We start from the raw sequence: 25,971 nt of genomic DNA, 5'->3' as shown, positions 1-25,971 counted from the left end.
GTTGGTCCCTGTGAGATGCGAGCCACGAGCCACGAGCCACGAGCCGAGAGCTCTGGTTGGTGGGGGGAGGGTCTCGCATCTCGCATCTTGCCGCTCGCCTGTCGCGAGCGGCTATCGATGGAACCTGGCGCCCGTATTCAGCAGCAAGGATATTCCCATGAGTAACCGTCAGGAGCTTCCGCTCCTCAACGATTGGTTTCAACAGCACGGCATCACCGAGGTCGAGTGCCTGGTTGCCGACCTGACCGGCATTCTGAAGGGCAAGATCATGCCCGCCGGCAAGTATCTCAATGGTGGTCGCCCGCGACTGCCGGATTCGATCTTCATTCAGACCGTTACCGGCGGCTATCCCGATGACGAGGATACCCAGTTCTGGAATCCCGTGGAACGTGACATGGAGCTGGTGCCCGACCCGAATGCTGTCTACCTGGTGCCCTGGACGGAGGATGCCACCGCTCAGATCATCCACGACTGTCACTACCTGACCGGTGAAGCAGTGGAGCTGTCGCCGCGTCATGTTCTCAAGCGTGTGCTGTCACTGTACGAGGCTCGAGGCTGGAAGCCGGTCGTTGCGCCCGAAGTGGAGTTCTTTCTGGTCAAGACCAATACCGATTCGGATTATCCGCTGGAGCCGCCGATCGGCCGCAATGGGCGGCAGGAAAGCAGCCGCCAGTCGTTTTCCATCGACGCGGTCAACGAGTTCGATCCGTTGTTCGAGGAAATGTACGACTACTGCGAGGCCATGGGGCTGGACCTGGATACCCTGATCCACGAGGAGGGGGCCGGCCAGATGGAAGTCAACTTTCAGCATGGTGATCCACTGACACTGGCCGATCAGGTGATACTCTTCAAGCGAACCCTGCGTGAGACGGCATTGCGCCACGGCATGTATGCCACCTTCATGGCGAAGCCCATGGCGGGAGAGCCGGGCAGCTCGATGCATCTTCACCAGAGCCTGATGGATGCCGATAAGGGCCATAACCTCTTCTCCGGCGACGATGATCAGCCCAGCCGTCTTTTCCACCATTTCATCGGTGGTCTGCAACGTTATCTACCGGCTGCCATGCCGCTGCTGGCGCCCAACGTCAATTCCTATCGACGGTTGCTGCGAACCGAAAGCAGTGGTTCGGCGCCGATCAACGTGGAGTGGGGCATGGATAATCGCACCGTGGGTTTGCGGGTACCGGTATCCACGCCCGAGGCCACCCGGGTCGAGAATCGGCTGGCCGGCGCCGATGCCAACCCCTATCTGGTGATGGCTGCCTCGCTGGCCTGCGGTTATCTGGGCATGCTCAGCCAGCTCGAGCCGCGTCCTCCCATGGTCGGTTCGGCCTGGTCCCAGGGTAACAAGCTGCCCGACGATATCGGGCCGGCACTGGAGCTGTTGCGGGAGTGCAAGCCTCTCGCCGATATCCTGGGGGAACGTTTCACCAACAGTTATCTGGCGGTCAAGAGCGCCGAGCACCGCGAGTACTTCCAGGTCATCAGTTCCTGGGAGCGGGAGCACCTGCTCCTGAGAGTCTGAAGCGCAGCGGGACGGCCGGCATGTCACCAGCTAGGCTGGAAGGGTCTCTTCACCACACCACGGAGGTACTTTCATGCGACCCTTCCTGACCGTAATGGCCGGCGCCTGTCTGCTCGGTGCCGGCAGCATGGCCATCGCCGCCGACGGCGACAAGCTGTATGTGTTCAACTGGACCGAATACATGGACCCCGAGGTCGTGTCGGACTTCGAGGAAGCACACGATGTGGAGGTCGTGCAGAACTACTTCACCTCCAACGCCGAGATGTTCTCGAAGCTTTCGGCAGGCGGTGATGCCCAGTACGACGTCGTAGTGCCCACCGACTACTTCGTGCCCAGGCTTATCGAAGCGGGGCTCATCCAGCCGCTCGACCCTTCCTTGCTCCAGGGGCGCGAGCATTTGATGGAGGCATTTCGGCACCCTTCTTATGACCCGGAGGAACGCTATAGCGTGCCCTATCTCTGGGGCGTGACCGGCATCGTCTACAATACCGAGACTTTCCCCGATCCGCCGACCTCCTGGCGTCTGCTTTTCGACCCGGAAGCGAATCCCGACCAACCGTTCGCGCTGCTTGGCGGCGATCCTCAGGTTGCGTTGGGCATGGCTTGTGCCTATCAGGGGACAGGTTTCGATTGCGTTGGCCAGCAACCCTGGGTCGAGGCAGCGAGCCTGGTCGGCGAGACACTGGACCGTCCCAACTTCACGGGCTTCGTCGATAGCACGGCGGCCGTCGAACAGGTGGCCAGGGGTGTTGCTCAGGTTGCCGTGACCTACAGTGGTGATGTGGATTACCGCAAGGCGGCGTCTCCGGAGACTTATGAGCATCTCGAGTTCTTCGTGCCCGAAGAAGGCTCGCAGCTGGGTGTGGATACGCTGGTGATTCCCGCCCGGGCACCACATCCAGAACTGGCCCATGCCTTCATCGATTTCCTGATGCGCCCCGAGAATGCTGCGCGCTCGGCCAACTACGCCTACTATCGAACGCCCAACGAGGCGGCGCTCGAGCGACTGCCTCAAGCGCTCGCCGAGAGCTCGCGGCTGGAGGACGGTCGTCGTGATCGCCTGGTCACCACGCCACTCATCGAGGGGGAGCAGTTGCAGCTGCTTCAGCAGTTGTGGTCGGAAGTGCGTAGTCGCTAGGCTCCGATCCCGGTCATGTCCCTGCAAGCCAGGCAATGGACTATCCCATTGCCTGGCTTTTGGTGATTATTATATGTCGTAATATTTGCCTTGACGCGGAATGATGCCTATCATCGGCGATATTGTGTTGAATAAAATAACCACCTGGAGGTCTTCATGACAGGCACCTCACCCATGGAACACGTCGCATCCTGGTATGCGGCATCCGCGAACCCTGCGCCGCGGCGTCCTCCTCTGGAAGGAGAGGTCGACTGTGATATCTGTGTGGTCGGCGCCGGCTTCACCGGCATCTCGGCGGCTTTGCACCTGGTCGAGAAAGGGTTCGACGTGGTGGTGCTGGAGGCCTCCAGAGTGGGGTTCGGCGCGTCCGGACGCAATGGCGGACAGATCGTCAATAGCTACAGCCGTGACATGGACATGATCGAATCCCGGTATGGTGCCGAGACGGCCCGGGCCCTGGGCGACATGGCGTTCGAGGGCAATCGTATCATCCGCGAGCGCGTGGCCGATTATGACATCGCCTGCGACCTGCGCGATGGCAACCTCTTTGCGGCCTGCAACGCCAAGCAACTCGACGGGCTACGTGAGCACAAGGCGCTCTGGGAGCGCTATGGCCATCGGGAGCTGGAGTTGCTGGAGGGGGCAGCGGTCAAGCGCGAGGTGAATTCGGACCGCTACACGGGCGCGCTGGTCGATCATTCGGGCGGCCACCTGCATCCGCTCAATCTGGTGCAGGGGCAGGCTGCTGCCTTCGAGTCGCGAGGCGGCGTGATCTACGAACAGACACCGGTAAACCGTCTGACGCATGGTGACCCGGTACAACTGACGACGCCCGCCGGCATGGTGCGTGCCAAACGTGTCGTGATGGCCGGCAATGCCTATCTGCAGGGCGTGCTGCCCGAACTGGAAGGCAAGTCCATGCCCTGTGGTACCCAGATCATCACCACTGAGCCGCTGGAGGAGGATCGCGCCCGAGCCCTGCTGCCGAACGGCATGGCGGTAGAGGATTGCAACTACCTGCTGGATTACTTTCGTCTCACCGCCGATAACCGGCTGCTCTATGGCGGTGGTGTCAATTATGGCGGTCAGGACCCGAACGATATCGAATCGGTGATCCGGCCGAAGATGGAGAAGACCTTTCCCGGCCTTAAGGGGGTGGGGGTCGATCATGCCTGGAGCGGCACCTTCCTGATGACGCTCAATCGGTTACCCCAGTTCGGCGTGCTCAATGACAACGTCTATTATGCTCAGGGCTATTCAGGACATGGCGTGACCTGCACCCACCTTGCCGGGCGCCTGATCGCCGAAGTCATGACCGGTCGCGACGAACGCTTCGATGCCTTCGCCGGTCTGCCGCACCTGCCGTTCCCCGGCGGCCGAATGTTGCGCGTGCCGCTTTCGGCCATCGGTGCCTGGTATTATCAGGTGCGCGACCGCCTGGGGATCTGAAATATTCATGCATGCCCCGGCTCACTCCTCACTCCCTTACCCCGGCAATGACCTCCGGGACGCCTTTCAGCTCTTGGGGCGCAGGTTGTCGGGGTCGTAGAGCGGTTTGTAACCCACTGCTTCGATGCGCAGTGGATAGCGCTCGCCGAAATATTCCATCAGCACGCTGTCGCCTTCCCGGGCGGCTTCCACCGGCAGGTAGCCGAGGGCGATGTTCTTGCCTACCGAGGGGCCGAAGGCGAAGCTGGTCACGTAGGAGCGCCGCCCCAGTGAATCCACCAGCACCTCGCCGCTCTCGGGGTCGAGGAGCGGCGCATGGCCCACGGGGAAGCGGGGGTGTCCCCGGGCATCCAGACGATCTTCCAGGGTCAGGGTGCAGAGATAGGCCGGCTGGTACTGGCGTTCGCGTTGCTCCAGGTAGGCGGCTTTGCCGTGGAAGTCCTCGGCCTTGACCTTGGGACGAGCGAGACCGGCTTCGTAGAGGTTGTAATCGGTGAGCAGGTCGGCATTCTGCAGCCGCAGACTCTTCTCCAGGCGCCGGCTGTTGGCGTAGGTCTCGATGCCTACCGGTATGACGCCCTCGTCGAAGAGCAGATCCCAGAGGGCCAGGCCGTAGCTGAAGGGCACATAGAGCTCCCAGCCCTGCTCGCCCACGTAGGAGATGCGGAAGGCCCAGACCGGCAGGCCGCGCAGCCGAATCTCCCGGGCCGTGGCGAAGGGGAAGTGCTCCTGATCCAGTGCCTGGGGGTCGTCGGCCACTCGCTCGAGGGTGCGCCGGGCATTGGGGCCCCAGACGCCCAGGGTGGCCAGGCCATCGCTGCGGTCTTCCAGGCGCCAGTGGGTCAACCCCTGGCACTCGGCCATGCGGTTGATCCACACCAGGTCCCGGGGCCCGGTGTCGCCACCGCAGACCACCCGGAAGGCATCATCGGCCAGGCGGATAATGGTCAGGTCCGAATGGACGCCGCCTGCCTCATCGAGGAAGTGTGTGTAGATTCCCTTGCCGACGGGCGTCGTACCGCCGATCCTGGCGACCGAGAGGTATTCCAGCAGGGCCTCGGCATCGGGCCCGATGAGGTCGTAGATGGCGAAGTGGGAGAGGTTGATCATGCCCACGTCGTCGGAGAGGGCCAGGTGTTCGGCGTTGGAGACTCGCCAGAAGTGTCGTGCGTCCCATTCCACCGGGCGTTCGGGGATCCGTTCGCCGTAGCGCTCCAGCAGGTGGTCGTTGGCGGCATAGCCATGGGCGCGTTCCCAGCCTGCCGCCTCCATGAAGTGGCCGCCGAGTTCCACCTCGCGGGGCCAGAAGGGCCCGCGACGCAGGTTGCGACCCGATTCGAAGGGCTCGCGGGGGTGGACCGCCGGGTCATAGATCTTGCGGGCGATTTCCTGGCAGCGACCGTAGACGTAGTCCGGGGTCTTCTGTACTGGATAGAAGCGGGCGATGTCGATGCCGTGGGGGTCGAGCTCGGGGCGACCGGTGGTCAGCCAGTCGGCCAGCACCTTGCCCATCCCCGGGCCGTCCTTGACCCAGACCGCTTCGCAGAACCAGAGGCCTCGGGTTTCCGGCGATTCGCCGACCAGCGAGCCGCCGTCATTGGTCACCGAGAGCAGGCCATTGAAGGAGTGCTTCTCGTCCCAACCCAGCTCGCCGAGAATCGGAGTGAGCTCGATAGCCCGCTCGAAGGGTGTCATGACCTGGTCGAGCTCCAGGTCGCGCATGGAGGGCGAGAGCCTTGCCTGATGGCGCTCCAGTATCTCGCCGGGGCGCACCAGCCGTGGTGTGGTGGTCTCGTAATAGCCCCACTCGATCTGCCCCCCCTCGGTGGTGGCGGGGTCGCCGGTGTCGCGTAGATAGGCCGAGTTGCCCTGGTCGCGCAGCAGTGGGTAGCCGATCTCCTTGCCGGTCCCGGAAAAGGTATCGAAGGGGCCGAAGAACAGCAGCGGATGTTCGACGGGCATGAGCGGCAAGGTGGCGCCACCCAGGGCCGCTGGAACGGGGCCCCAGATGCCGGCGGTAAGGATGACCACAGAGGTTTCGATATAGCCCCTGGGTGTCTCGACGCCCTGGACGCGGCCGTCGCGGACATCGATATCGATCGCCGGGGTGTCGGCAAAGGTGGTGAGCTTTCCAGAGGCCTTCGCCATCTCGACCAGCTCGCCGGCGACCTGTTGGGACCGGGGGACCACCAGTCCGGCATCGGGGTCCCAGAGAGCCCCCTGGATCTGCGTCCTGTCCAGCAGAGGGAAGTGCTCGGCGGCCTCGTCGGGACCGATCAGCCGGGCTCGGGTGCCGAAGGCCTTGCCAGAGTCGACCTTGCGAGCCAGTTCCGCCATCCGGGCGTCGTCGTCGACCCGGGCCACCTCCAGGCCGCCGATTCTGGCGTAATGGCCCAGTGCCTCATAGAAGCGCTGGCTGTAGGTGGTGGTATAACACGACATCTTGTCGTGAGCGGTCATGAAGCAGAAGTCCGATGCGTGAGCCGTGGAGCCGATGTCCGAGGGGATCGACGACTTGTCTATTCCCACCAGGTTACTCCAGCCCAGCTCGATCAGATGATGGGCCACGGAGGCGCCGACGATGCCCCCTTGGCCAATGATCACCGCGTCCGCCTGCGTGGGAAAGGTCGCCATGGTCGTGCTCCTCCGTTGCCGCGTGGCCCGAGTGTGCCATCTTCCTGTCAAGCTAATGCACCCCGGCAGACCTGGCTGCTCCATCACGACGCCGGCATGTGTCGTGGCGACAGGCAGGGTCGGTCGCAGACGTCGTCAACCGGCGACAGGCGCGCAACAACTGTGAAACCCCGCCGCAGTGCCTGGAGCGGCGGGTGATGAGGGGCGATACTACCCGACGTCAAAAGCGGCGCAGGAGGCGCCGTGGTCGACCATCGCAGCCGTCTGGAGCGATTCCCAGGATTTCAGCGAGTGGCGCCCCGGGCGCCCGACAACCCGACAAGAGGTGGAACATGAGCAAGTCGATCATGGTGGGGAGCGTCCTGGCGGTACTGGGTCTCGGCGGCATGGCCTTTGGCGCCTGGCAGGTCCAGGAAAGTCGTCAGCCCCGGTTTGCGGACATCACCGGGGTAGAGCCTCTGACTCGCACCGTGGAGACCCCGCGGGAAGTGTGCAAGGACGTGGTGGTGCAGCGCCAGGCACCGACCCGTGACCCGCACAGCGTGGTCGGCACGGCAGCCGGCGCCATCGTCGGAGGCCTTCTCGGCAACCAGATCGGTGGGGGAAGCGGCAAGAAGATCGCCACCGTGGCCGGTGCGGTCGGTGGCGGCCTGGCGGGACGAGAAGTCCAGCGCCGCGTCGAGGCCGGTCAGACAGTCAGCACCACCGAGCGACGTTGCCAGACGGTAACCGACTCCCGTCAGGAAACCACCGGTTATGAGGTCAGTTGGCGCTACGACGGCCAGGTGCATACCAGCCGCCTGGATCGTCGCCCCGAGGGCGAGACGGTCCGTGTGGTCAACGGTGAGCCACAGTGGAGCGAGCCTCGGACTCAGGGGTAAGCGTTCTCGATACTGGAGGGCGTGGTATATCTTGATCTGCTATGCCTGATGCTAGGTGGACGTCGATATAGCGCTCTCTGTCGGATGTGTTGGCGACTCGTACGATAACCTGTACGGTCCTGTCGGTCGCAACATGAAGGGGTGACGCCCTATGCCGCCTTCAACAAAGGACTCCCCAAGGCGACGAAGAAGGGGCCCAGGAAAACGGCAGAAAACACTGCTTAACTATAGGGAGCCCACGAGGGCATGTGTCAGGCGAATACCATCACTGTACACTGTCTAACGTCGTGGCTTTCCGGCTCCATGCCTTTGGAGCCGGATTTGTTGGTCCGAAGAGATGAAACGCCTGGATACCTATTGGTATCCCTTATGAGAAACTCTATACTCGATACCTGAGGGTTCTAGAGGCTATCTTCTCTCGATGCTGATCTCTTTATCAACGATATCGCCGTCGATGACAATGGGGGTGTCATCTAAGAATAGAGAACAGTTTCTCATGGGAATGTCCAAGTGACAGGCCGTGTCATTTTTTCCACCCAGCTCATTGTTGGGGCCTGTCGAGAACATCACATTTCCATAAAAACTTCTAGGTTCCATTCCCATGCCGCCGGGAAACTCTCCGGGCACCATTCGGTGCCATTCGGCATTCCGGTTCATTCCCCATCCCACATGGCTCATGCCGAAGCCCCGTTCATCATTGAAGCTTGCCATGTAGGACTTGACTATCTCGGCTTCCAGCCCGCCTCGGATATCCGTGATCCATCCCTGTTCAATCGTGTATGTAATGGGTTCTCGAACATAAATGCTCTGTGGGAGAAGGATGTCACCTGGTGCCACTACGATGGTACCGTTCACCCCGTCATCATCCCCCCCTGTGAACACGAAGCCCGAGGGCCAGTGATCCCAACGGCCTGGTTCATCGGTACAGGCATACTCGGTAACGGTCGGATAAGTATTCAGTTGATAGGTAACATCCGTACCATGCGGTGAAGTGATTCGCATCGCCTTGGCTTTTGACAGGATCTCACCGGCAACCTCCACCTTTTCCTTCAGCTCCTGGCTCGGGAGCATCCTGGCCAGAAGCTCTGGAGGCTCCACGGCCGTGAGGACACGGGTACCTGCTTTTTGTATTGCCATTTGCTCGGGAGAAAAGAGCAAAAATAGGCAATCAATGAGCATATCGCATTTTTTTAAGGCTTCTACGGCTTCTGGCATATCGGCGAGGCCGTTAACCCCGACAGCCCATCCTCCAGTGGGCAGAGGGGCGGGTAGGCGCATATGGTACATCTTGGCGCCGAGCCGTTGGCCCGCGGCCATGAAGGCATCTGCATAGTCGATTCGCTCATTGCCTTGAGTGAGAACAGCGACTTTTTCTCCCTCATGGACGCCTGACATCTTGAGTTGATGAAGGCAGATTTCCGTAAAGCTTGTATGGTCCATGTGATGACCTCCTGAGTGATTGTTCTGAGTGGCCAGTGTTGACTTGATATATAAGTCTCAGGGCCAATGGCATCTGTGTGGCTTGAATCACTACTCGTGAAGCGCCAAGGCTGATATGGCGTGATTCCGTTCATGATGGATGCTGGGGGGAGGGGGGGAGTACCCCCTCCCTGTGTTTGTGGCTGCAGGTAAATCGTTGAGTGCGCCGATGTGGCTAGCCAGCGATGCTTGGTGATTCACGCCATCATGGTGTCTTTCCAGGAGAAGCTGAGAGTCCTTCATAAGTGGGAGACTCTTTCTTTCCCTTATTTCTGGAGAGCTCGTTGTCGACGGCCTGCATGAACGCATCGGCAGACGTTCGGCAAGGCTGAGTCGCCAGGCTCACTCCGACGAAGAGCGCGCTGGAAACGATGATCCCCCATACTCCAGCGGGGAGTCCCAGGAAGGAGTTGCCAATGGCGTAGATGAACAGTACGAAGGCACCGGTGCCCAGCACGCTTACCAGAGTGCCGGCGGCGGTACCGCGCTTCCAGTAGAAGGCACCGATGATCGCCGGCACCATGGCCACCAGTCCGGAAGAGGCGGCTACCGACAGTACCGCGATCAGATCGAGCTCGAGTTCGGCGAAGCCCAGTGCCAACAGGGCGATCATCGGCATGACGATCTTGCCGACCAGCAACTGGCGCTTCTCGCTGGCACCCGGTTTGACATTGGCATATACGTCACGGGCCAGCATGGAGGAGAGGGTCAGCATGATCGAGTCGATGGTGGAGACCGCCGCGGCCATGATGCCGATCATCACGATGACACCCAGTACCGGTGGCACGAATTCGGACGCCAACAGCGATGGTGTGGCCAGATCGGCACTTTCCAGATCGGGGAAGGCGGCCAGAGCCGAGAAGCCCCACAGTACTGACACCAGGGTGTAGATGAAGCCAAAGACCAGAAAGCCGATCAGCATCTGGCGCATGGAGCGCAGCGAGGCGGGCATGAACAGCCGCTGGCTGACCTGGGGATTGGACAGACTGAAGAAGAACCAGGGAATGGTCAGGCCGAGGAAGGTAATGAAGCTGAACAGACCAGTGCCGGGTACCGTCAGCGACTGCGGGTGTTCGGTGGCCAGCGTATCGAACAGCTCGGTGAAGCCGCCGAGGCCTTGGATGACCAGGAAGGCGACCAGGGTCGAGGCGACGATCATCATGATCGCCTGCAGCGAATCGGTCCACATGACCGAACGGATGCCCGCCACATAGGAGAAGAAGATCGCGATCGCCGTGGCGAGCATTACCCCGGTGGTGAATGGGATGGCGCCGTTGGTCGTGCCCTGTAACAGGTAGCCGACGCCTGCCAGCTGTACTGCCGCATAGGGGATCAGGAAGAGGCAGCTGGCGATCGACACCGCCATGGCGACTCTTTTGCTGTTGTAGCGATGCCCCAGCATCTCGCTTGGGGTCACGAAGCCGAACGTCTTGCCCACGGCCCAGAACTTCGGCCCGAAAATAGCCACCAACGAGACACCCGCAAAGTAGATGATCTCAAAGCCAAGGGCGCCCACGCCGCCAGCGTAGGTAAGCCCAGCCAGCCCCACCATCATGAAGGCGCTGTAGGTGGTGGCACTGTAGCTAAGCGCCGATACGAAACCGTTCATCTGTCGGTTGCCCAGGAAGTAGCCCGACATGCTCTCCGATTTGCCTTGGCGCGACAGGATCGCAATTCCTACGGCAATCAAGAGGTAGATGGCGATGGACCACCAGATCAGTGACTCAGTCATTGCCGTGCTCCTCGAATTCCTTGGTGATGAATAGGTTCAGAGCGATGACCGCGAGACCGGCAACCGTCCAGAACAGGAAGCTGCCGTACCATGCCTGCACATGGGTCAACAGCGCGTAGGGCACCAGGTAGCAGAGCAGGACCACTGCCCAGACTAGCCATATCCACTTGTTTCTTTTCATGGAGAACCTCGTCTTGTTGTTGCGCTAGGGGTGTGTGGATGGGTTGTTGTTGTTCTGGCGAATCGCTTCCACGTGAGAAGCGACGTCCTGCCAGGGAGGTTGGTCGGGTGCAAAGCGTGCTCGAAGGTAGGCCGTCAGAGTGATGACCTGGGAGTCGCTGAAACTGTCGGCGAAACCGGGCATATTGCCGAGACCGGGTATGTGCTCGGCATGCACGCCACCCAGGATTGATTGGATGACGTTGTCGGGTTGCTGACTATGCAGGTTGGTGTTCAGTGCCAGTGGGGTCTTGGCACTGGAGAATGAGGGAACACCGGTGTCCGTATGGCAGGCGGCGCAGGCTCCTTCGAACAGTCGCTCTCCTTCCGTCATGTCACCAGGGCCGCTCTCGGCTTCAGCGATGCGCGCCGCTGCATTGGCTCGTACGGCCTCGCTATCGCCCGCCGGTGCACCCATCTGGACCGCTACATAGTGAGCCAGGGCGCGCACGTCATATTCGGGAAGCTCTCCCAGACCGGCGACCACTGGCGCCATGGGGCCCGAGGCCACGCCATGCAGTGGCGTGGCGCCGTGGCGCAGATAGTCGTATAGAGAGGCCTCACTCCAGGTCACCGGCGACTTGGACTGCTGGTTGAGGGGAGGCGCCTCCCAGCCGTCCACCATGGCGCCTGATAGAGCGTATTGGCCGCTACGCTCGGCACCCATGGCATTGCGTGGCGTATGGCAGGCGCTGCAATGCCCCGGGCCCTCGGCGAGATAGGCACCACGGTTGTAGAGGTCGCTCTGGGTGGGGTCGGGCTCGAAGGGGCTGGGGTCGTGGTAGAGGGCGTTCCAGCCGGCCATCAACTTTCGGATGTTGAACGGAAAGCTCAGTGCATTGGCTGGCGTTTCGGCACTTACCGCGGGCTGTGCCATCAGGTAGGCGTAGAGCGCCTGCATGTCGGCATCACTTATCTTGGCAAAGGCCGTGTAGGGAAAGGCCGGATAGAGATGACGACCATCGCGGCCGATGCCATGACGCATGGCGCGCTCGAAGGCCGCGTAGGACCATCGACCAATCCCCGTCTCCTCGTCGGGCGTCAGGTTGGTGCTATAGAGGGTGCCGAAGGGAGTCTCGAAAGGGCGTCCGCCGACGTTTTCGCGCCCCCCCTCGGCGGTATGACAGGCCGCACAGTCGCCGGCGGCGGCCACCAGGCGTCCGCGTTCGATGGTTTCGGCGGAATACAGGTTGGTCGCGGGACGGTTGATCGGTGCGATGGCTCCCTTCCAGGGCCAGGCCATGACCGCCGTGCCGGCGACCGCGGTCACGGCCGCCGCCTTGAGCCAGCGTCGCCCGGGGCGCCTGGCCGGTCTATCGGGGGCCTCTTCTCCCAAGGGATTGGTCTGGTCCTTGAGAGCCTCACGCACGCGGCCAGCGGTGAAAGGGGGCTGTCGGAAGCGCACGCCGGTGGCATCGAACAGCGCATTGGCGATTACCGCCACGCCGGGCGCTAAATTCGCGTCGTTGAGTGACGCCGGCAGTGAGGCCGCCGCCGCGTCGTCAGCGCTCTGCCTGTTTGGCATGCCGGTACGGGGCGCCAGGGCGCCACCGGTTGTCAGATCGACATGGTGGGCGCCTTCGCTGCCATCGCCCCACTCGTCGAAGGCCGGCTCATGACCCAGCAGTGGGCGAGCGCTACCCAGCACTCGGGCCTGCAGTGTTTGCTGCAAGCGATCCGTATCTACCTCGGGGCCGGCGTCCTGGCCGGCCACCAGTCGGGTCAGGGTCACATCACCGGTGATCCGGTTGACCTCTACGTCGGCGATCCAGGCCGAACGGACGCCTTCCGGGATGCGTTGATGGCGGTCTGGCACCTGGGCATAGGCGAAGCCGCGACCGCGCAGCCGATCCGGGGTCGTGGCGGCAGCTGGCGACGGCAGCTCACCCCACCGGGCGCGCCGTGACACTGAATCGATCAGTTCGATGCCGCGGGCATCGTCGAGGTGGCGTAACCGCAGCACCAGGGGGTCTTGACCACTGCCGTGGGCCACTTCATCCAGGAAGGACTCCCGGGCAAAGGCCTGCTGAATCTCAGTGAGGTCCTCGTTGTGCCGACCGGTGCCATGATCGTCGCGGCGGGTCTTAAGGTGGGCATTACGGAAGGCATAGGGCGAGAAGGGTGATGCTCCGTCTGTCCTGGTTCGCCTGACGGGATGCCTACCGCTGAGCCACAGGCCCACGGCGGCGATATCGCCTGGGGCATGTGCCTGATGGAAGCGGTAGTCGGTAATATCGCCACTTTCCGACAGGTTGGCGCGCAAGCTCATGTGCTGTGCCTGGCCCAGGGCATGCACGTCACGGGCGTAGGTGGCATCCAGCCATACCGCCACGGGGCAACCCAGATGCCGAGACATCAGAGCTGCATCCACCGCGGCGTCATCACCGCAGTGGCGACCCAGGCCAGAGGCACGCGCAGGGGTAGTGCCATAGAGCTCGATCCGCTCGGTCGGCAGGCCGGTGAGCGTCATCAGGTCTTGGATCAAGGCCTCCGGAGTGACGGTTGCCCCCTGCAGCATCAGGTATTGACTGGAACAATCGGCCACCACCCAGCCGGGGGCGTCTCCCCAGTGCAGGCGACTCGGCCAGCCATAGTCATGTCGGTGGACCGAGGATGACTCACCATGGCCCGCCGCCAACTCCTGGGGTGATGCCTCGGTTGCCATGGGAAGCGATTCGTTGTCGCCTTGGCATACGCGGGAAGTCGCCTGCCATTCGAGCCTCAGGCGACGCGCAGCGTCTTGCACAGCCGTCAGGCTATCGGCCACCACGCCCACGAAATTGCCCTCGACGACGATCTCGATCCGCCCTGGAAGGCCCGCCACACTGGTCCGGTCCACAGCCATCAGCCGATCGCTGACGAAGTGCTCGCCGTTCCAGCCATAGTGAGGCGGCCGTACCGCTATGCCGACACGCTGGGTAGGCGCGGCGGGTGCTGTCCGTTCGGCCTGGGGGGGAGGGGGCTGCCGATCACTCATCAGGCGCCTCCGGTGATTCGGCGACGTTGATTGCCACGGCGCGATGCGCCGCCTCGAGGATTTCCACGTGAGTGCCACAACGACAGAGGTTGTACTCGAGAGCGGCCCGCAATTGGGTCGCCGATGGTCGAGGAGTGTGATTAAGCAGGGCGCGCAGGCTGATGATCATGCCATTGAGGCAGTAGCCGCATTGGGCGGCCTGCGCATCGATGAAGGCGCGCTGGACGGGGTCGAGACGATCTTCGCCGGTCAGGCCCTCCAGGGTAAGAATCTCGTGCCCGGCCGCGACCGAAACCGGCAGCACACAGGCACGGGCGGCCATGCCATCGATCAGCACACTACATGCCCCGCACTCCCCCAGGCCGCAGCCGTACTTGGGGCCATTGAGCTCCAGGTCATTGCGCAGGACGTTCAGCAGAGGGGTGTCCGGCGGTATTGCCAGCTCGTATGAGTGGCCATTGACAGTCAGGGAAGTCGCTTGGGTCATAAGGACTCGTCGTTATTCTTGGTGTTGTGCATTTCTCGGGGAAGACGCCCAGGCCCTTTTTCATGGCGTCCCATTTTGGTGCATAGATTCGCCTGTTGTTCTCTGTCTGGTGCAGAGGACGCTTCTTTTTATATGGTGTACACCATTATTTTCTGGTCTTTACACATATAGCACCTTGAGTCTTACCTCTGCAAGCTCTGATGCATATCATTCATTTCCTCCTAAAAACGCCTTTTGTTGGGGGTTGTTGATGTGATGTAAGTCAATCTGCCTCCCGGGGTGACAAGCAGATAAACAGTGCTTGACGTCAAAATAAATGGTGTATACGTTTTAATTGAGCATCATGTTACCCAGGCGCATGACTCGCTATGGAGCGGTCATCCGACGAGAGCTGGCTTTGCGCATGATGAGCATCGAGGAAACCAATAAAGCCCAACAGGTGGAGTCAATGACCAAGAGCCGGAAAATCGCTGTCATCGGTGCGGGCCTCGGAGGCGCTGCGGCGGGAGCCCTCCTTCAGAAGGCTGGATATGACACAAAGGTATACGAGCAGGCACCAGCCTTCTCGCGGCTGGGCGCCGGTATTCACCTTGGCCCCAATGTCATGAAAGTGATGCGTCGTATCGGGATCGAGGATCGGCTCAATGCCATGGGCTCCCATCCCGACCACTGGTTCAGCCGCGATGGCAACAGTGGTGAGTACCTGTCCCGCATCCCGCTCGGTGATTTCGCCCGCAAAGCGTATGGCGCCGCCTATATCACCGTGCATCGCGGCGATCTGCATGAGCTGATGGTCAGTGCCCTGGATCAGGATCGGCTCTATTTTGACAAGCGCCTGGTGGATGTCGACGACAGCGGCGGCAAGGTGACCCTGACCTTCGCCGACGGCACCAAGGATGAGGCCGATCTGGTGATCGGTGCCGATGGCGTCAATTCACGCATCCGCGAGAAGCTGCTGGGCCCCGAGGCGCCCATCTACAGCGGCTGGGTCGCCCATCGCGCGATCATCTCGGCGGAGAAGCTCAAGGCCTATGACCTCGACTTCGAAGCATGCGTGAAGTGGTGGTCGGAAGATCGCCACATGATGGTTTATTTCGTGACCGGTGACGAAAAGGAGTACTACTACGTCACCGGCGTGCCCGAGCCAGAGTGGAACCACGGCTCCTCCTTCGTGGATAGCTCTCGTGAAGAGATGCGCAGGGCGTTCGAAGGCTACCACCCGACGGTTCAGGCACTGATCGACTGCACCGAGACGGTCACCAAGTGGCCGCTGCTCGAGCGCAACCCGCTGCCGCTGTGGCATGACAATCGCCTGGTGCTGCTGGGCGATGCCTGCCATCCGATGAAGCCGCACATGGCTCAGGGCGCCGCCATGGCCATCGAGGATGCCGCCATGCTGGTGCGCTGCCTGGAGGAGGTTGGCGCCAGCAATTATCAGGATGCCTTCGAGCTGTACCGTGCCAATCGCTTCGAGCGCGCCTCTCGAGTGCAGAAGGTCTCCCACGACAACACCTGGTTGCGTCAGGACGAGGACCCGGCCTGGGTGTTCGGCTATGACGTTTACGAGGTGCCCCTCAAGCAACCACAGCGGATCGACGAGAGGAACGCGGTATGAGCAGCACCTACCTGTATGGCGCCAACGTTCAGGCCAACGGCATTCGCCAGCACTATTTGCGCTACGGTGGCGAGGCATCGACGACCCGCCAGCCGCTGGTAATGATTCCGGGTATCACCAGTCCCGCCGTGACCTGGGACTTCGTGGCCGAGCGTCTTGGTCGACATTTCGATACCTATATACTCGACGTGCGCGGTCGCGGTCTCTCCTCGAGTGGCCCCGAGCTCGACTACGACACCGATAGCTGTGCCGATGACGTGAGCGCTTTCATCCAGGCTCTGGGATTGGAGAATGTCATTCTTGCCGGCCACTCGATGGGCGCCCGCTTCGCCTTGCGTGCCCTGTCCCGAGGCGCCAGAGGCATCGACAAGCTGGTGCTGATCGATCCGCCGGTCTCGGGGCCGGGGCGCCGCGAGTATCCCAGTCAGTTGCCCTGGTACGTGGATTCGATTCGCGACTGCATCCGGGGGGCCGATCTCGAGACCATGCGACGGTATTGCCCGACCTGGGGCGAGGAGCACCTCCTCCTGCGCGCCGAGTGGCTGCATACCTGCTACGAGCCGGCCATCGTCCAGGCCTTCGAGGAGTTCCATAGCGTGGATATCCACCAGGATATTCCCGGTGTGACGGTGCCGACGCTGTTGATCCGTGCCGGCAAGGGTGGAGTGATTCAGGATCAGGATAGTGCCGAGATCCGCGACCTGCTGCCGTCAATCCGCATCACCACCGCCGACGGGGCGGGACACATGATTCCCTGGGACGACTACGAGGGCTTCTTCGCCGCCTTCGAAGACTTTCTGGGCACCGAACTCTGAGGGAGGCCTAGCGCCATGAACAAGACATACCGTATCGGCCAGATCGTGCCCAGTTCCAATATCACCATGGAGACCGAAATTCCTGCCATGCTGGCTGCGCGGCAGTTGATTCGTCCCGAGCGCTTTACCTTTCACTCCAGTCGCATGCGTATGAAGACCGTCAGCAAGGATGAGCTGGCCGCCATGGACGGGGAGTCCGATCGCTGTGCGCTGGAGCTCTCCGACGCGGCAGTGGACGTGATGGGCTATGCCTGCCTGGTGGCGATCATGTCCATGGGGCCGGGTTATCACCGCGAATCCCAGCGGCGCCTGCGCAGTCGCACCGAGGAGAACGGTTGCGATACCCCGGTGGTCACCAGTGCTGGCGCCCTGGTGGACGCCTTGGAGGTCATGCGCGCCAAGCGCGTCGTCGTGGTGGCCCCTTATATGAAACCCCTGACCGAGATGGTGGTGGATTATATCCGCCAGGAGGGCATCGAGGTGCGCGACTACCGGGCCCTGGAGATACCCGACAATCTGGAGGTGGCCCGCCACGATCCGGCCAGGCTACCGAAGATCGTCGCCAGCCTGGACCTGAGCGAGGTCGACGCCATCGTGCTGTCGGCCTGTGTGCAGATGCCCTCGCTGGATGCGGTCTCCAAGGTTGAAGCACTGAGCGGCAAGCCGGTGGTCACCGCGGCCATTGCGACTACCTACGCCATGCTCAAGGCCCTGGATCTCGAGCCGGTGGTACCGGGGGCCGGTGCTTTGCTGTCGGGCGCCTATTGAGGGGGGCGAGATGACACAATGCACTCAAGCAGCCAGTGACAACTACAAGGGCGTCTGGGATGGCCGGATCGGCTTCGGTGACAAGGCCGCCCTACTGGTCGTTGACTTCATGCAAGGATACACCACGCCGGGCTCGCCGCTCTATGCTCCGGGTGTGGTGGAAGCGGTGGCCAGGATGCCGGCGCTGTTGGCGGCGGCGCGCGAAGCCGGCGTGCCGGTCATCCATACCAATATCCTCTACCTGGCACCGGACCAGCGTGACGGTGGCATCTGGGTCAAGAAGGCGCCGGTGATGCGTGCCATGGTGCCGGGCAATCCCTATGCAGAATTCTGCCAGGAGGTGAGTCCGTCCGACGATGAACTGGTGATGACCAAGCAGTATGCCAGCGCCTTCTTCGGGACCTCGCTGGCTTCGACGTTGGTGGCCATGGGGGTGGATACACTGATATTGACGGGTTGCTCGACCAGCGGTTGTATTCGAGCCACTGCCGTGGACGGGCTTCAACACGGCTTTCGCGTGATGGTGGTGCGGGATTGTGTCGGCGATCGCCACCCCGCGCCCCACGAGGCCAACCTGTTCGATATCGACAGCAAGTACGGTGATGTCATTGGCATCGACGAAGCCATTGCTTACCTGAACTACTGATCCTCTAAGGGAGAATAAAAATGAAGATTGGTAAACTGCTCGCCACCGCCACCCTTGCCGTGGGCATGCTGCTGGGCTTGTCCGGCCCGGCCCTGGCGAAATTCCCGGAACAACCCATCACCATCGTGGTGCCCTGGCCTGCAGGCGGCGCCTATGACTTGGCCGCGCGGCTGATAGCGGAAAAACCGCCGGAGAACCTGCCGGTGTCCATGGTCGTCAACAACGTCACCGGCGCCGCCGGTTCCAACGGCGTGCGCCATGTGGCCCAATCCGATCCGGACGGCTACACCATCGGCATGATGGGTACCCACGCCATCGCGCAGAGCTACATGAACGCCAACGCCACCCCTCTTGAGGACCTGGAGCCCCTAGTGTTCATCGGTCCCGAGCCGTCCTCCCTGGCGGTAGGAAACGACACCGGCATCGATAACATCAAGGAATATCTGGCACAGCTCAAGGACCAGCCTGGTTCCATTATCAACGGCAACGATTCCCCCGGCGGCTTTTCCTACATCGCCGCCACTATGCTGGAGAATCACTTCGACGTGAAACTCAGCAAGATCCCCTATCAGGGCTACGCCCCCACCGCGTCCGCCTTGGTGTCCGGTGAAGTCATGTCTACAACCTTGCCGATTCCCCTGCTGGCCGAACAGCACAAGGCCAGCAAGGTAAAGATCATCGGCGTCGCCGCCGAGGAACGTCATCCCTTCGCGCCGGACGTACCCACCTTCAAGGAGCAGGGCTACGACTTCATCGCCGAGGACTTCTACATACTCTACTTGCCCAAGGGCGTGCCGGAAGCGCGTCGCGAGAAGCTGGAACAAGGTTTCTACGCGCTGCTCAACGACGAGGCCTTCCAGAAGAAAGCCGCCGAACTGGGCCTGGTGATCATGCCCCGTGACGCCGCCGCCACCCGCACTTATCTGGAGCAACGCAACCGGGAAGTCAAAGCGATCCTCGAAGACGCCAATCTGATCGAAGGCTGACCATGAGCAAGTCCACCGAAAACGCCGGTCGTGAGAACAAGGCGCAAACAAGCCCGGTGCTGGATCTGGCCGTCGGCGCGTTCTTCGCGATCATCTGCGCCGCCGGCTGGTCCTCGGTGTTGAGCGGCAAGCGCCTGATGGCCAGCCTGGACGCTGGCCTCGATCCCGGGGCCGGGTTCCTGCCCGTGCTGGTATTGGGCCTGCTTTCTCTCGGCGCCGCCTTGATCCTGATCAAGGGATGCTTCCGTCTGGTCACCGGTCGGACCGACGGCTATGGAATGGAGAGCGCTGATCATCCCGCCGCCGTCTCTCTGTTGCTCAGCATGATCGCCCTGTGCGCGGGGGTGGCCGTGATCGGCTTCCTGCCCGCCACCTTCGTATTCAGTGCCGCCTGGACCGCCTGGTTGAGTTGGCGGCGCACCGGTCGCCTGGCGCGCGCCCTGGTCAGTGGTCTGATCCTGAGCGTGCTGCTGTGCGCTTTCCTCTACGTGACCTTCGTGTCGGTGCTCAAGGTGCCAATCGGCTAACGAGGTATACCATGCTGAATGATTTCCTTTCCGCGTTGGGCACCACCCTGATGTCGCCCTGGGGCCTGATGCTGGCCGTGCTCGGTACTGTGCTTGGCGTGGTGCTGGGCGCCATGCCCGGCATCAGTTCCACCATGGCCCTGGCCATTCTCCTGCCGATCAGTTTCAGCATGGATCCGCATTTGGCCATCCTGTTTCTGCTCGCCGTGTTCGTGGCCAGCGTTTACGGCGGATCCATCTCTGCCATCCTGATCAATATTCCCGGCACCCCCGGCGCCATCGTCACCCAGCTGGACGGTTACCCCATGGCCCGTTCCGGCCGGGCTGGCGAAGCTCTCACCTTCGCCCTGGTATCCTCCACCCTGGGCGGGCTGATCGGGCTGCTGGTGCTGGTACTGGTGGCGCCCATGCTGGCCGCCGCGGCCATGGAGTTCCGTAGCCCGGAATTCACCGCCGTGGCGGTGTTCGGCCTGGTGCTGCTGGCCTATGCGTCGCCGGGTTCGACCATCCGCGGCATGATGGTGGGCGGTCTGGGGCTATTGTGCGGCATGATGGGCTTCGACAGCCTCACCGACATTCCCCGCTTCACCTTCGACAGCCCTGTGCTGGAAGGCGGCATCGAGCTGGTGCCGCTGTGCGTGGGGTTGTTCGGGTTCGCCGAGGTGATGAAGAACATCGGTACCGCCGGGCGGTCCTACACCAAGAGCGTGATGCCCGCCATCGGCCGGCTGTGGCCGCCCATGAAGGAATTGCTGGGCCAGTGGAAGACGATGCTGCGCGGCTCGTTCATCGGCGCCTCGGTGGGCGCCATTCCGGCGGCCGGCTCGGCCATCGCGGTGGCCATCGCCTACGCCCAGGAGGTGCGTTTCTCCAAACGGCCGGACGAGTTCGGCAAGGGCGTCACCGAAGGCGTAGTGGCGCCGGAGTCCGCCAACAGCTCCAGTATCGGCGGCACCCTGATCCCGATGATGACCCTGGGCATTCCCGGCGACGCCATCACCGCGGTGTTGATGGGCTCGCTGCTGATTCACGGGCTGCGCCCGGGGCCGGAGCTGTTCGCCAATAACCCGGAGTTCGTGTCCGGCGTGTACTCGTCGTTCTTCCTGGCGCTGATCCTGACTCTGGTGATCGGCCTGCTGCTGATGCGCTGGGTGGCCTGGGTGACGCGGATTCCCTCCCACATCCTGCTGGTGGTGATCGCGGTGCTGTGCGTGGTGGGGTCGTTCGCCATCCGCAACACCATGTCCGACGTCTACATCATGCTGGCGTTCGGCCTGATCGGTTATCTGCTCAACCTGTTCCGATTACCGGCGGCGCCCCTGGCGTTCGGTCTGATCCTCGGCCCCTTGCTGGAAGAAAATCTGCGGCGCAGCCTGATCCTGGGCCGCGGATCCTGGGACATCTTCATCAACAGCCCGATTGCTCTGACGCTGTTGCTGATGTCCCTGGGCGCCATCCTCCTACCCCTGGTGGCGCCCTGGTTCGTGCGCCTGCGCGACGACCTGCGTCGCACCTACCCGACGCTGGGGCGCCGTCGGCGCTAGTCGTCCTCGTCGGGGCCCCAGTTCATCTTCTCCAGCAAATGCAGCAAGGCGATGCGCTCGGCGGGGTTGAGGTTGCCCATGGTTTGGTCGCTGACTTGCTTGGCGATGGGCACCATGGTTTCCACCAGGGACTCACCCGCCTCGGTGATGACGACCATCACCTTGCGCTGATCGTCGGGGTCGGTGGTCAGGGCGATCCAATCCCGCGCCTTGAGCCGCTTGATCACTCCGCGGATCGTGGCGGGGTCAATGGCAGTGGCATTGACGATCTCGGTGAGCGAACTCGGCCCACGTTCCATGACCGTGCACAGGGTGACGAACTGGATGGCGGTCAGCTGCTTGTCGCAGCTGTGGCGCTGGAATATCGCCGTATGGCGCTGGTAGGCCTTGCGCAGCAGGTGACCGACCTGTTCGGAGAAGTCATAACCCTGCTCGGCGGGGGTGCGGTGGTCGCTGGTCGTGGCGGCGTCAGCTGACGTCTCTGTGGTCATGGGGCATCCTTGGTGTGCTGTCGACGACCTCTGATTATTACGGTGTCACCGCCGAGTATGAGCCTGATGGCAGGACACGGCAGCCTCGAGTGTCAACGCATGCGCGGCATGGGCTTGCAGGCGGTGGGGAAGTCGTGCTTATTTGTGGTGTGTACACTATAACTAAATGGCGGGCAGGGCAAGCGAGCCTTGCCCCCTCGATGCGATGCCGTTGACAACAGCGTATCGCGCACTTGGTCACCGACAACAGCAAAGAGGCTTGAATGGCGTCCTCATCCCTGCCAGATCGGCACTCACTCCTCCATGGAACCGACTTGCTGGTGGTCTATCGGGAGCCCGTGGTGCCACCCAAGCCGGCGCCGGGCCAACCGGGTACACACTCAGATTATGTGCCCACGGAACCCGAGCTCTTCATCGCCGTGCTCGAGGATGGTCGGGTGATGGCCTTCAACGGCCACGTGGATCTTGGCACCGGTATTCGTACGGCCCTGGCCCAAATTGTCGCCGAGGAGCTCGACGTGGACCTCGAACGGGTCACCATGGTGCTGGGGGATCCCTTCGAGGTGCCCAATCAGGGACCGACCATCGCCAGTGCCACTATCCAGATTACCGCCGAGCCGCTGAGGCGTGCAGCGGCCCAGGCTCGCGAATACCTGCTGGACCTGGCCGCCAGTTACCATGACGTGGCACGAAGTGGCTTGCGGTGTGTCGAGGGAGCCATTGTGTCGACGGAGAGTGACCGGCCCGCCGTGAGTTACGCTGAGCTGCTCCATGGCAAGCGTCATGCCTTGAAGCTGGCCGATCAGGTACCGCTCAAGCCTGTCGGCGACTACCGATTGGTGGGGCGAGCGACGCCGCGGGTGGATATCCCCGACAAGGCGGTTGGCAAGCTGACCTTCGTGCATGATCTGCGCCTGCCCGGCATGCTGCATGGCCGAGTGGTGCGCCCGCCCTATACCGGCCATGATCGCGGCGATTTCGTCGGCACCAGCCTGGTGGCGGTGGATGCGTCCTCGGTGTCCGGCATGCCCGGACTGGTCCAGGTGGTGGTGATCGGCGATTTTGTGGGCGTGGTCGCCGAGCGCGAGGAACAGGCCGCGGCGGCGGCCAGGCGGCTCAAGGTAAGCTGGCGCGAACCGGAGGGCTTGCCCCGGTTCGACGACCTGGAGAAGGCCCTGCGAGAGCTGCCGGCCCAACGGCGCCCCCTGCTGGATGAGGGCGATGTGGAAGGGGCCCTGGACCGGGCCGTGCATCGGGTGCAACGCACCTATGTCTGGCCCTTCCAACTGCACGGCTCTATCGGCCCCTCCTGCTCGGTGGCCGACTATCGTGACGACCAGCTGCGGGTGTGGTCCGGCACTCAGAATCCCCATAGCCTGCGTGCCGACCTGTCACGATTAGTGGGGCTCGACGAAGGAATGATCACCGTCACTCGCATGGAGGCCGCCGGCTGTTATGGTCGCAACTGTGCCGACGACGTTGGGGCCGATGCCGCATTGCTGTCGCGGGCGGTGGGGCGGCCGGTACGCGTACAGCTGACCCGGGAGCAGGAGCATGGCTGGGAGCCCAAGGGGGCTGCCCAACTGATGGAGGTCGAGGGCGGGCTGAATGCCGATGGCAGTCCCACCGCTTATCGCTTCGTCACCCGCTATCCCTCGAACAATGCCCCGACCCTGGCCCTGCTGTTGACAGGCGTCGTCCGGCCCAGCGATATCCCCTTCGAAATGGGCGACCGTACCTCGGTCCCACCGTATCGCTACCCCCACCGGCAGATCGCCTGCGATGATGTGCCCACCTTGGTACGCGCCTCTTGGCTGCGCGGTGTATCGGCCATGCCCAATACCTTTGCCCACGAGAGTCATATCGACGAGCTCGCCCAACTGGCTGGCGAGGATCCGGTGGCATATCGCCTGCGCCATCTTAGCGACTCTCGAGCGGTGGAACTTACCAACGCTGTGGCCGCGCGAACGGGTTGGCAGCCGCGGGTTGCCCATTCACTGCCTCGGGTAGTCGATGGTTGGCATCATGGCCGCGGGGTGGCCTATGCCCAGTACGTGCACAGTAAGTTTCCCGGCTTCGGCGCGGCCCTGGCGGCTTGGGTAGTGGAACTGAAGGTGCACCCCGAGAGTGGTCGCATCCTCATCGAACGGCTGGTCGTGGGGCAGGACGCTGGCCTGATGGTCAACCCGGCAGGGGTGCGGCATCAGGTGCATGGCAACGTCATCCAGACGCTGAGCCGGACCCTCAAGGAGCGGGTTGCCTTTGAGGATGGCTTGCCGGTGAGTCGTGAGTGGGGTGGCTATCCGATCCTGCGGTTCTCCGAGCTACCGGAGATCGACGTCATGCTCCTCGAGCACCCCGAGGCACCCCCGCTGGGAGTAGGGGAATCCACCTCTCTACCCGGCGCCCCGGCCATTGCCAATGCCCTCTACGATGCCACCGGGGTGCGCTTCACCCAGCCTCCCTTCACACCTGAGGTGGTGCGCCGAACCCTGGCAGCCTCTCACGCGGCGCCCACGGAGGCGGTCGGCTGATGCAGCATCTCGACCTGCAGGTCATCGAAGGTGCCCTGCGATGGGCCAACCTGGGCCATCGCCTATGGCTATGCACGGTGCTGGCCACCTTCGGCTCGTCGCCCCGGGCACCCGGCGCCATGCTGGTGGCACGCCAGGATGGTGAACATCTGGGCTCGCTGTCGGGTGGTTGCGTGGAAGAGGACTTTCTCGAGCGGCTGCGCCAGGAGGAATTTGACGAGCCGGTGCAGCAAGTGCGTTATGGTGGCCAAGGGAGCGAGCCGAACGCGAGCCGAGTGCGGTTGCCCTGCGGCGGTCGCCTGGAGCTCCTGGTGGAGCGACTCGAGCCTAGCGTGGCCACCCTGACCCACCTGGAGGTTATGCATGCCACCCTGCTCGGGCGACGAGCGCTGACACGCTACGTGCCCCTGGATGGGCGCGGGGCAACGTTCGTACTGGCCGAGGCTTCGGGCCCCGCCATCGTGTGGAAGGAGGGCGTGATCGGTGTGCGTATCGGCCCGGCGCTGCGCCTGATCATCGCGGGCATCTCGCCGGTGTCTGAGGCCTGTGCCAGCTTCGCCAGTACCCTGGGCTTCGAAGTGATCGTCTGCGATCCCCGGGAGGAGGCGCGCCGGGGGTTTGCGGTGCCGGGGGTGGAACTGCAGGCGGTCATGCCCTCGACCTTTATCGCCTCGGGTGGCTGCCATGCCGCCACCGCCGTGGTGGCCCTGACCCATGACCCGCGCATCGACGATCTGGCGATGATCGAGGCTGTGCGCACACAGGCTTTTTATATCGGTGTGATGGGCTCCAAGCGCAATTCTCAGGCACGGGCCGAGAGGTTGAGGCGCTCTGGTGGGTTGACAGAAGCGGAGATCGCACGGATCAAGATGCCCATTGGTTTAGGCCTGGGCAGCAAGACGCCGGCGGAGATCGCCCTGGCGGTCATGGCCGATATCGTGCGGGTACATCGAGGGAGGGCGCAAGATGTGCTCTAGGCACACGCTGGGCCTGATCATGGCGGCGGGTCGCTCCCGGCGCTTTGGTAGCGACAAGCGGCTGGCTTGACGAGCCACTGCCGACACCATCGTCAGACCCCTTTACTGCGACATGCCAGGACATCCGGTCTTCTTCGGTCGTGACTTCTGGTCTGCCCTGGCCACCAACCCGGACGAATGGGGTGCGCGACCGGTTCTCGAGCGATTCGCAGACAAGGTAACCGTTGTGTCGGTAACGGATCCGGTGGGCGCGATATCGACTACCCGGATGCGATTCTGCGGCCGGAGCTCTGAATCGGGCGTCAGCCGGCCTTGGCGGCCTGCCGTTCGGCCAGGCGCGTCACGGCTTGGCGAGCCAGTGGTTCCAGGCCGCTGTCGGGTTCGTCGAGGCAGGCGACGATGCGTTGTTTCATGGGCCTGGCCCAGAATTTCTCCAGGTGGGCGCAAACGCCTTCCACGGCTTCTGCGGTTTCACGGCCGCCGCTCAGGTTGGCGGCGATCTGGTTGACCATGTGCACCAGTGTCTGGCCTTGATCGTGCGACATTC

21 protein-coding genes are annotated in these 25,971 nt (G+C 62.6%); 13 read left to right on the top strand and 8 right to left on the bottom strand.

Features of this window, described 5'->3' with window-relative positions:
• The first annotated feature begins 157 nt into the window (after positions 1–157).
• From RSO41_RS15745 to RSO41_RS15735, 3 genes are all read left to right on the top strand, one after another.
• Positions 158–1,525 carry a glutamine synthetase family protein gene (locus tag RSO41_RS15745; RefSeq protein ID WP_315620146.1) on the top strand — a complete coding sequence of 456 codons (1,368 nt, stop codon included), beginning with the start codon at positions 158–160 and terminating at the stop codon, positions 1,523–1,525.
• A gap of 73 nt (positions 1,526–1,598) precedes the next feature.
• Positions 1,599–2,663: a spermidine/putrescine ABC transporter substrate-binding protein gene (locus RSO41_RS15740; protein ID WP_315620145.1), complete on the top strand. Its 1,065-nt coding sequence runs from the start codon at positions 1,599–1,601 to the stop codon at positions 2,661–2,663.
• A gap of 156 nt (positions 2,664–2,819) precedes the next feature.
• Positions 2,820–4,112, top strand: coding sequence for an FAD-binding oxidoreductase (locus RSO41_RS15735; protein ID WP_315620144.1), 1,293 nt, complete (start codon positions 2,820–2,822; stop codon positions 4,110–4,112).
• Positions 4,113–4,178: 66 nt separating this feature from the next.
• On the opposite strand, the gene RSO41_RS15730 is transcribed toward RSO41_RS15735, so the two are convergent.
• Positions 4,179–6,746 (bottom strand): FAD-dependent oxidoreductase, encoded by a 2,568-nt coding sequence (locus RSO41_RS15730; protein WP_315620143.1) that lies wholly within the window; start codon positions 6,744–6,746, stop codon positions 4,179–4,181.
• 332 nt (positions 6,747–7,078) lie between these two features.
• On the opposite strand from RSO41_RS15730, the gene RSO41_RS15725 reads away from it, so the two are divergent.
• Positions 7,079–7,627 carry a glycine zipper 2TM domain-containing protein gene (locus tag RSO41_RS15725; RefSeq protein WP_315620142.1) on the top strand — a complete coding sequence of 183 codons (549 nt, stop codon included), beginning with the start codon at positions 7,079–7,081 and terminating at the stop codon, positions 7,625–7,627.
• Positions 7,628–8,035: 408 nt separating this feature from the next.
• Here the strand turns inward: RSO41_RS15725 and RSO41_RS15720 are convergent, their stop codons facing one another.
• From RSO41_RS15720 to RSO41_RS15700, 5 genes are all read right to left on the bottom strand, one after another.
• A complete protein-coding gene (locus RSO41_RS15720; RefSeq protein WP_315620141.1) occupies positions 8,036–9,067 on the bottom strand; it encodes a leucyl aminopeptidase in 1,032 nt (343 codons plus the stop codon).
• Between the two features lie 244 nt (positions 9,068–9,311).
• The gene (locus RSO41_RS15715) at positions 9,312–10,838 is read right to left on the bottom strand and encodes a sodium:solute symporter family protein (RefSeq protein WP_315620139.1); all 1,527 of its coding nucleotides are present in this window, start codon (positions 10,836–10,838) and stop codon (positions 9,312–9,314) included.
• Entirely contained in the window at positions 10,831–11,019 is a 189-nt protein-coding gene (locus RSO41_RS15710; protein WP_315620138.1) for a hypothetical protein, read from the bottom strand. The genes RSO41_RS15715 and RSO41_RS15710 overlap by 8 nt, the downstream gene beginning before the upstream one ends.
• A 24-nt stretch (positions 11,020–11,043) precedes the next feature.
• Positions 11,044–14,034 (bottom strand): c-type cytochrome, encoded by a 2,991-nt coding sequence (locus RSO41_RS15705; RefSeq protein ID WP_315620137.1) that lies wholly within the window; start codon positions 14,032–14,034, stop codon positions 11,044–11,046.
• Positions 14,027–14,521 carry a (2Fe-2S)-binding protein gene (locus tag RSO41_RS15700; RefSeq protein WP_315620136.1) on the bottom strand — a complete coding sequence of 165 codons (495 nt, stop codon included), beginning with the start codon at positions 14,519–14,521 and terminating at the stop codon, positions 14,027–14,029. Before RSO41_RS15700 ends, RSO41_RS15705 begins: the two co-directional genes overlap by 8 nt.
• A 403-nt stretch (positions 14,522–14,924) precedes the next feature.
• Between RSO41_RS15700 and RSO41_RS15695 the strand changes: the two genes are divergently transcribed.
• The 7 genes from RSO41_RS15695 (at position 14,925) to RSO41_RS15665 (ending at position 21,422) form a co-directional block, all read left to right on the top strand.
• On the top strand, positions 14,925–16,136 hold the full coding sequence (locus tag RSO41_RS15695) for an FAD-dependent monooxygenase (protein WP_315620135.1): 1,212 nt from the start codon (positions 14,925–14,927) through the stop codon (positions 16,134–16,136).
• Entirely contained in the window at positions 16,133–16,951 is an 819-nt protein-coding gene (locus RSO41_RS15690; RefSeq protein WP_315620134.1) for an alpha/beta hydrolase, read from the top strand. The genes RSO41_RS15695 and RSO41_RS15690 overlap by 4 nt, the downstream gene beginning before the upstream one ends.
• A gap of 66 nt (positions 16,952–17,017) precedes the next feature.
• Positions 17,018–17,719, top strand: coding sequence for an Asp/Glu racemase (locus RSO41_RS15685; RefSeq protein ID WP_315620163.1), 702 nt, complete (start codon positions 17,018–17,020; stop codon positions 17,717–17,719).
• A gap of 10 nt (positions 17,720–17,729) precedes the next feature.
• Positions 17,730–18,365 carry an N-carbamoylsarcosine amidohydrolase gene (locus tag RSO41_RS15680; RefSeq protein ID WP_315620133.1) on the top strand — a complete coding sequence of 212 codons (636 nt, stop codon included), beginning with the start codon at positions 17,730–17,732 and terminating at the stop codon, positions 18,363–18,365.
• 20 nt (positions 18,366–18,385) lie between these two features.
• Positions 18,386–19,351 (top strand): tripartite tricarboxylate transporter substrate binding protein, encoded by a 966-nt coding sequence (locus RSO41_RS15675; RefSeq protein ID WP_315620132.1) that lies wholly within the window; start codon positions 18,386–18,388, stop codon positions 19,349–19,351.
• A 2-nt stretch (positions 19,352–19,353) separates the two neighbouring features.
• A complete protein-coding gene (locus tag RSO41_RS15670; protein ID WP_315620130.1) occupies positions 19,354–19,878 on the top strand; it encodes a tripartite tricarboxylate transporter TctB family protein in 525 nt (174 codons plus the stop codon).
• An 11-nt stretch (positions 19,879–19,889) separates the two neighbouring features.
• A complete protein-coding gene (locus RSO41_RS15665) occupies positions 19,890–21,422 on the top strand; it encodes a tripartite tricarboxylate transporter permease (protein WP_315620129.1) in 1,533 nt (510 codons plus the stop codon).
• On the opposite strand, the gene RSO41_RS15660 is transcribed toward RSO41_RS15665, so the two are convergent.
• On the bottom strand, positions 21,419–21,913 hold the full coding sequence (locus RSO41_RS15660; protein WP_315620128.1) for a MarR family winged helix-turn-helix transcriptional regulator: 495 nt from the start codon (positions 21,911–21,913) through the stop codon (positions 21,419–21,421). The two genes, RSO41_RS15665 and RSO41_RS15660, sit on opposite strands and share 4 nt — an antisense overlap.
• A gap of 263 nt (positions 21,914–22,176) precedes the next feature.
• On the opposite strand from RSO41_RS15660, the gene RSO41_RS15655 reads away from it, so the two are divergent.
• Positions 22,177–24,447 carry a xanthine dehydrogenase family protein molybdopterin-binding subunit gene (locus RSO41_RS15655; protein WP_315620127.1) on the top strand — a complete coding sequence of 757 codons (2,271 nt, stop codon included), beginning with the start codon at positions 22,177–22,179 and terminating at the stop codon, positions 24,445–24,447.
• The gene (locus RSO41_RS15650) at positions 24,447–25,424 is read left to right on the top strand and encodes an XdhC family protein (RefSeq protein ID WP_315620126.1); all 978 of its coding nucleotides are present in this window, start codon (positions 24,447–24,449) and stop codon (positions 25,422–25,424) included. The genes RSO41_RS15655 and RSO41_RS15650 overlap by 1 nt, the downstream gene beginning before the upstream one ends.
• Positions 25,425–25,726: 302 nt before the next feature.
• Here RSO41_RS15650 and RSO41_RS15645 read toward each other — a convergent pair whose 3' ends face one another.
• Positions 25,727–25,969, bottom strand: a complete 243-nt coding sequence (locus RSO41_RS15645; RefSeq protein ID WP_315620125.1) for a formate dehydrogenase subunit delta — start codon at positions 25,967–25,969, stop codon at positions 25,727–25,729.
• Positions 25,970–25,971: the final 2 nt, after the last annotated feature.

Source organism: Halomonas sp. I1, assembly GCF_032334135.1.
Lineage (GTDB): Bacteria > Pseudomonadota > Gammaproteobacteria > Pseudomonadales > Halomonadaceae > Halomonas.
This window is presented reverse-complemented; position numbering and strand designations above follow the sequence as displayed.

Excerpts from the sequence above, each read along its gene's own strand:
- RSO41_RS15715 (WP_315620139.1), bottom strand. The coding sequence starts at position 10,838 with ATGACTGAGTCACTGATCTGGTGGTCCATCGCCATCTACCTCTTGATT.
- RSO41_RS15710 (WP_315620138.1), bottom strand. The coding sequence starts at position 11,019 with ATGAAAAGAAACAAGTGGATATGGCTAGTCTGGGCAGTGGTCCTGCTC.
- RSO41_RS15650 (WP_315620126.1), top strand. The coding sequence starts at position 24,447 with ATGCAGCATCTCGACCTGCAGGTCATCGAAGGTGCCCTGCGATGGGCC.
- RSO41_RS15730 (WP_315620143.1), bottom strand. The coding sequence starts at position 6,746 with ATGGCGACCTTTCCCACGCAGGCGGACGCGGTGATCATTGGCCAAGGG.
- RSO41_RS15675 (WP_315620132.1), top strand. The coding sequence starts at position 18,386 with ATGAAGATTGGTAAACTGCTCGCCACCGCCACCCTTGCCGTGGGCATG.
- RSO41_RS15660 (WP_315620128.1), bottom strand. The coding sequence starts at position 21,913 with ATGACCACAGAGACGTCAGCTGACGCCGCCACGACCAGCGACCACCGC.
- RSO41_RS15725 (WP_315620142.1), top strand. The coding sequence starts at position 7,079 with ATGAGCAAGTCGATCATGGTGGGGAGCGTCCTGGCGGTACTGGGTCTC.
- RSO41_RS15670 (WP_315620130.1), top strand. The coding sequence starts at position 19,354 with ATGAGCAAGTCCACCGAAAACGCCGGTCGTGAGAACAAGGCGCAAACA.
- RSO41_RS15665 (WP_315620129.1), top strand. The coding sequence starts at position 19,890 with ATGCTGAATGATTTCCTTTCCGCGTTGGGCACCACCCTGATGTCGCCC.
- RSO41_RS15745 (WP_315620146.1), top strand. The coding sequence starts at position 158 with ATGAGTAACCGTCAGGAGCTTCCGCTCCTCAACGATTGGTTTCAACAG.
- RSO41_RS15735 (WP_315620144.1), top strand. The coding sequence starts at position 2,820 with ATGACAGGCACCTCACCCATGGAACACGTCGCATCCTGGTATGCGGCA.
- RSO41_RS15705 (WP_315620137.1), bottom strand. The coding sequence starts at position 14,034 with ATGAGTGATCGGCAGCCCCCTCCCCCCCAGGCCGAACGGACAGCACCC.
- RSO41_RS15685 (WP_315620163.1), top strand. The coding sequence starts at position 17,018 with ATGGAGACCGAAATTCCTGCCATGCTGGCTGCGCGGCAGTTGATTCGT.
- RSO41_RS15680 (WP_315620133.1), top strand. The coding sequence starts at position 17,730 with ATGACACAATGCACTCAAGCAGCCAGTGACAACTACAAGGGCGTCTGG.
- RSO41_RS15700 (WP_315620136.1), bottom strand. The coding sequence starts at position 14,521 with ATGACCCAAGCGACTTCCCTGACTGTCAATGGCCACTCATACGAGCTG.
- RSO41_RS15690 (WP_315620134.1), top strand. The coding sequence starts at position 16,133 with ATGAGCAGCACCTACCTGTATGGCGCCAACGTTCAGGCCAACGGCATT.
- RSO41_RS15655 (WP_315620127.1), top strand. The coding sequence starts at position 22,177 with ATGGCGTCCTCATCCCTGCCAGATCGGCACTCACTCCTCCATGGAACC.
- RSO41_RS15695 (WP_315620135.1), top strand. The coding sequence starts at position 14,925 with ATGATGAGCATCGAGGAAACCAATAAAGCCCAACAGGTGGAGTCAATG.
- RSO41_RS15740 (WP_315620145.1), top strand. The coding sequence starts at position 1,599 with ATGCGACCCTTCCTGACCGTAATGGCCGGCGCCTGTCTGCTCGGTGCC.
- RSO41_RS15720 (WP_315620141.1), bottom strand. The coding sequence starts at position 9,067 with ATGGACCATACAAGCTTTACGGAAATCTGCCTTCATCAACTCAAGATG.
- RSO41_RS15645 (WP_315620125.1), bottom strand. The coding sequence starts at position 25,969 with ATGTCGCACGATCAAGGCCAGACACTGGTGCACATGGTCAACCAGATC.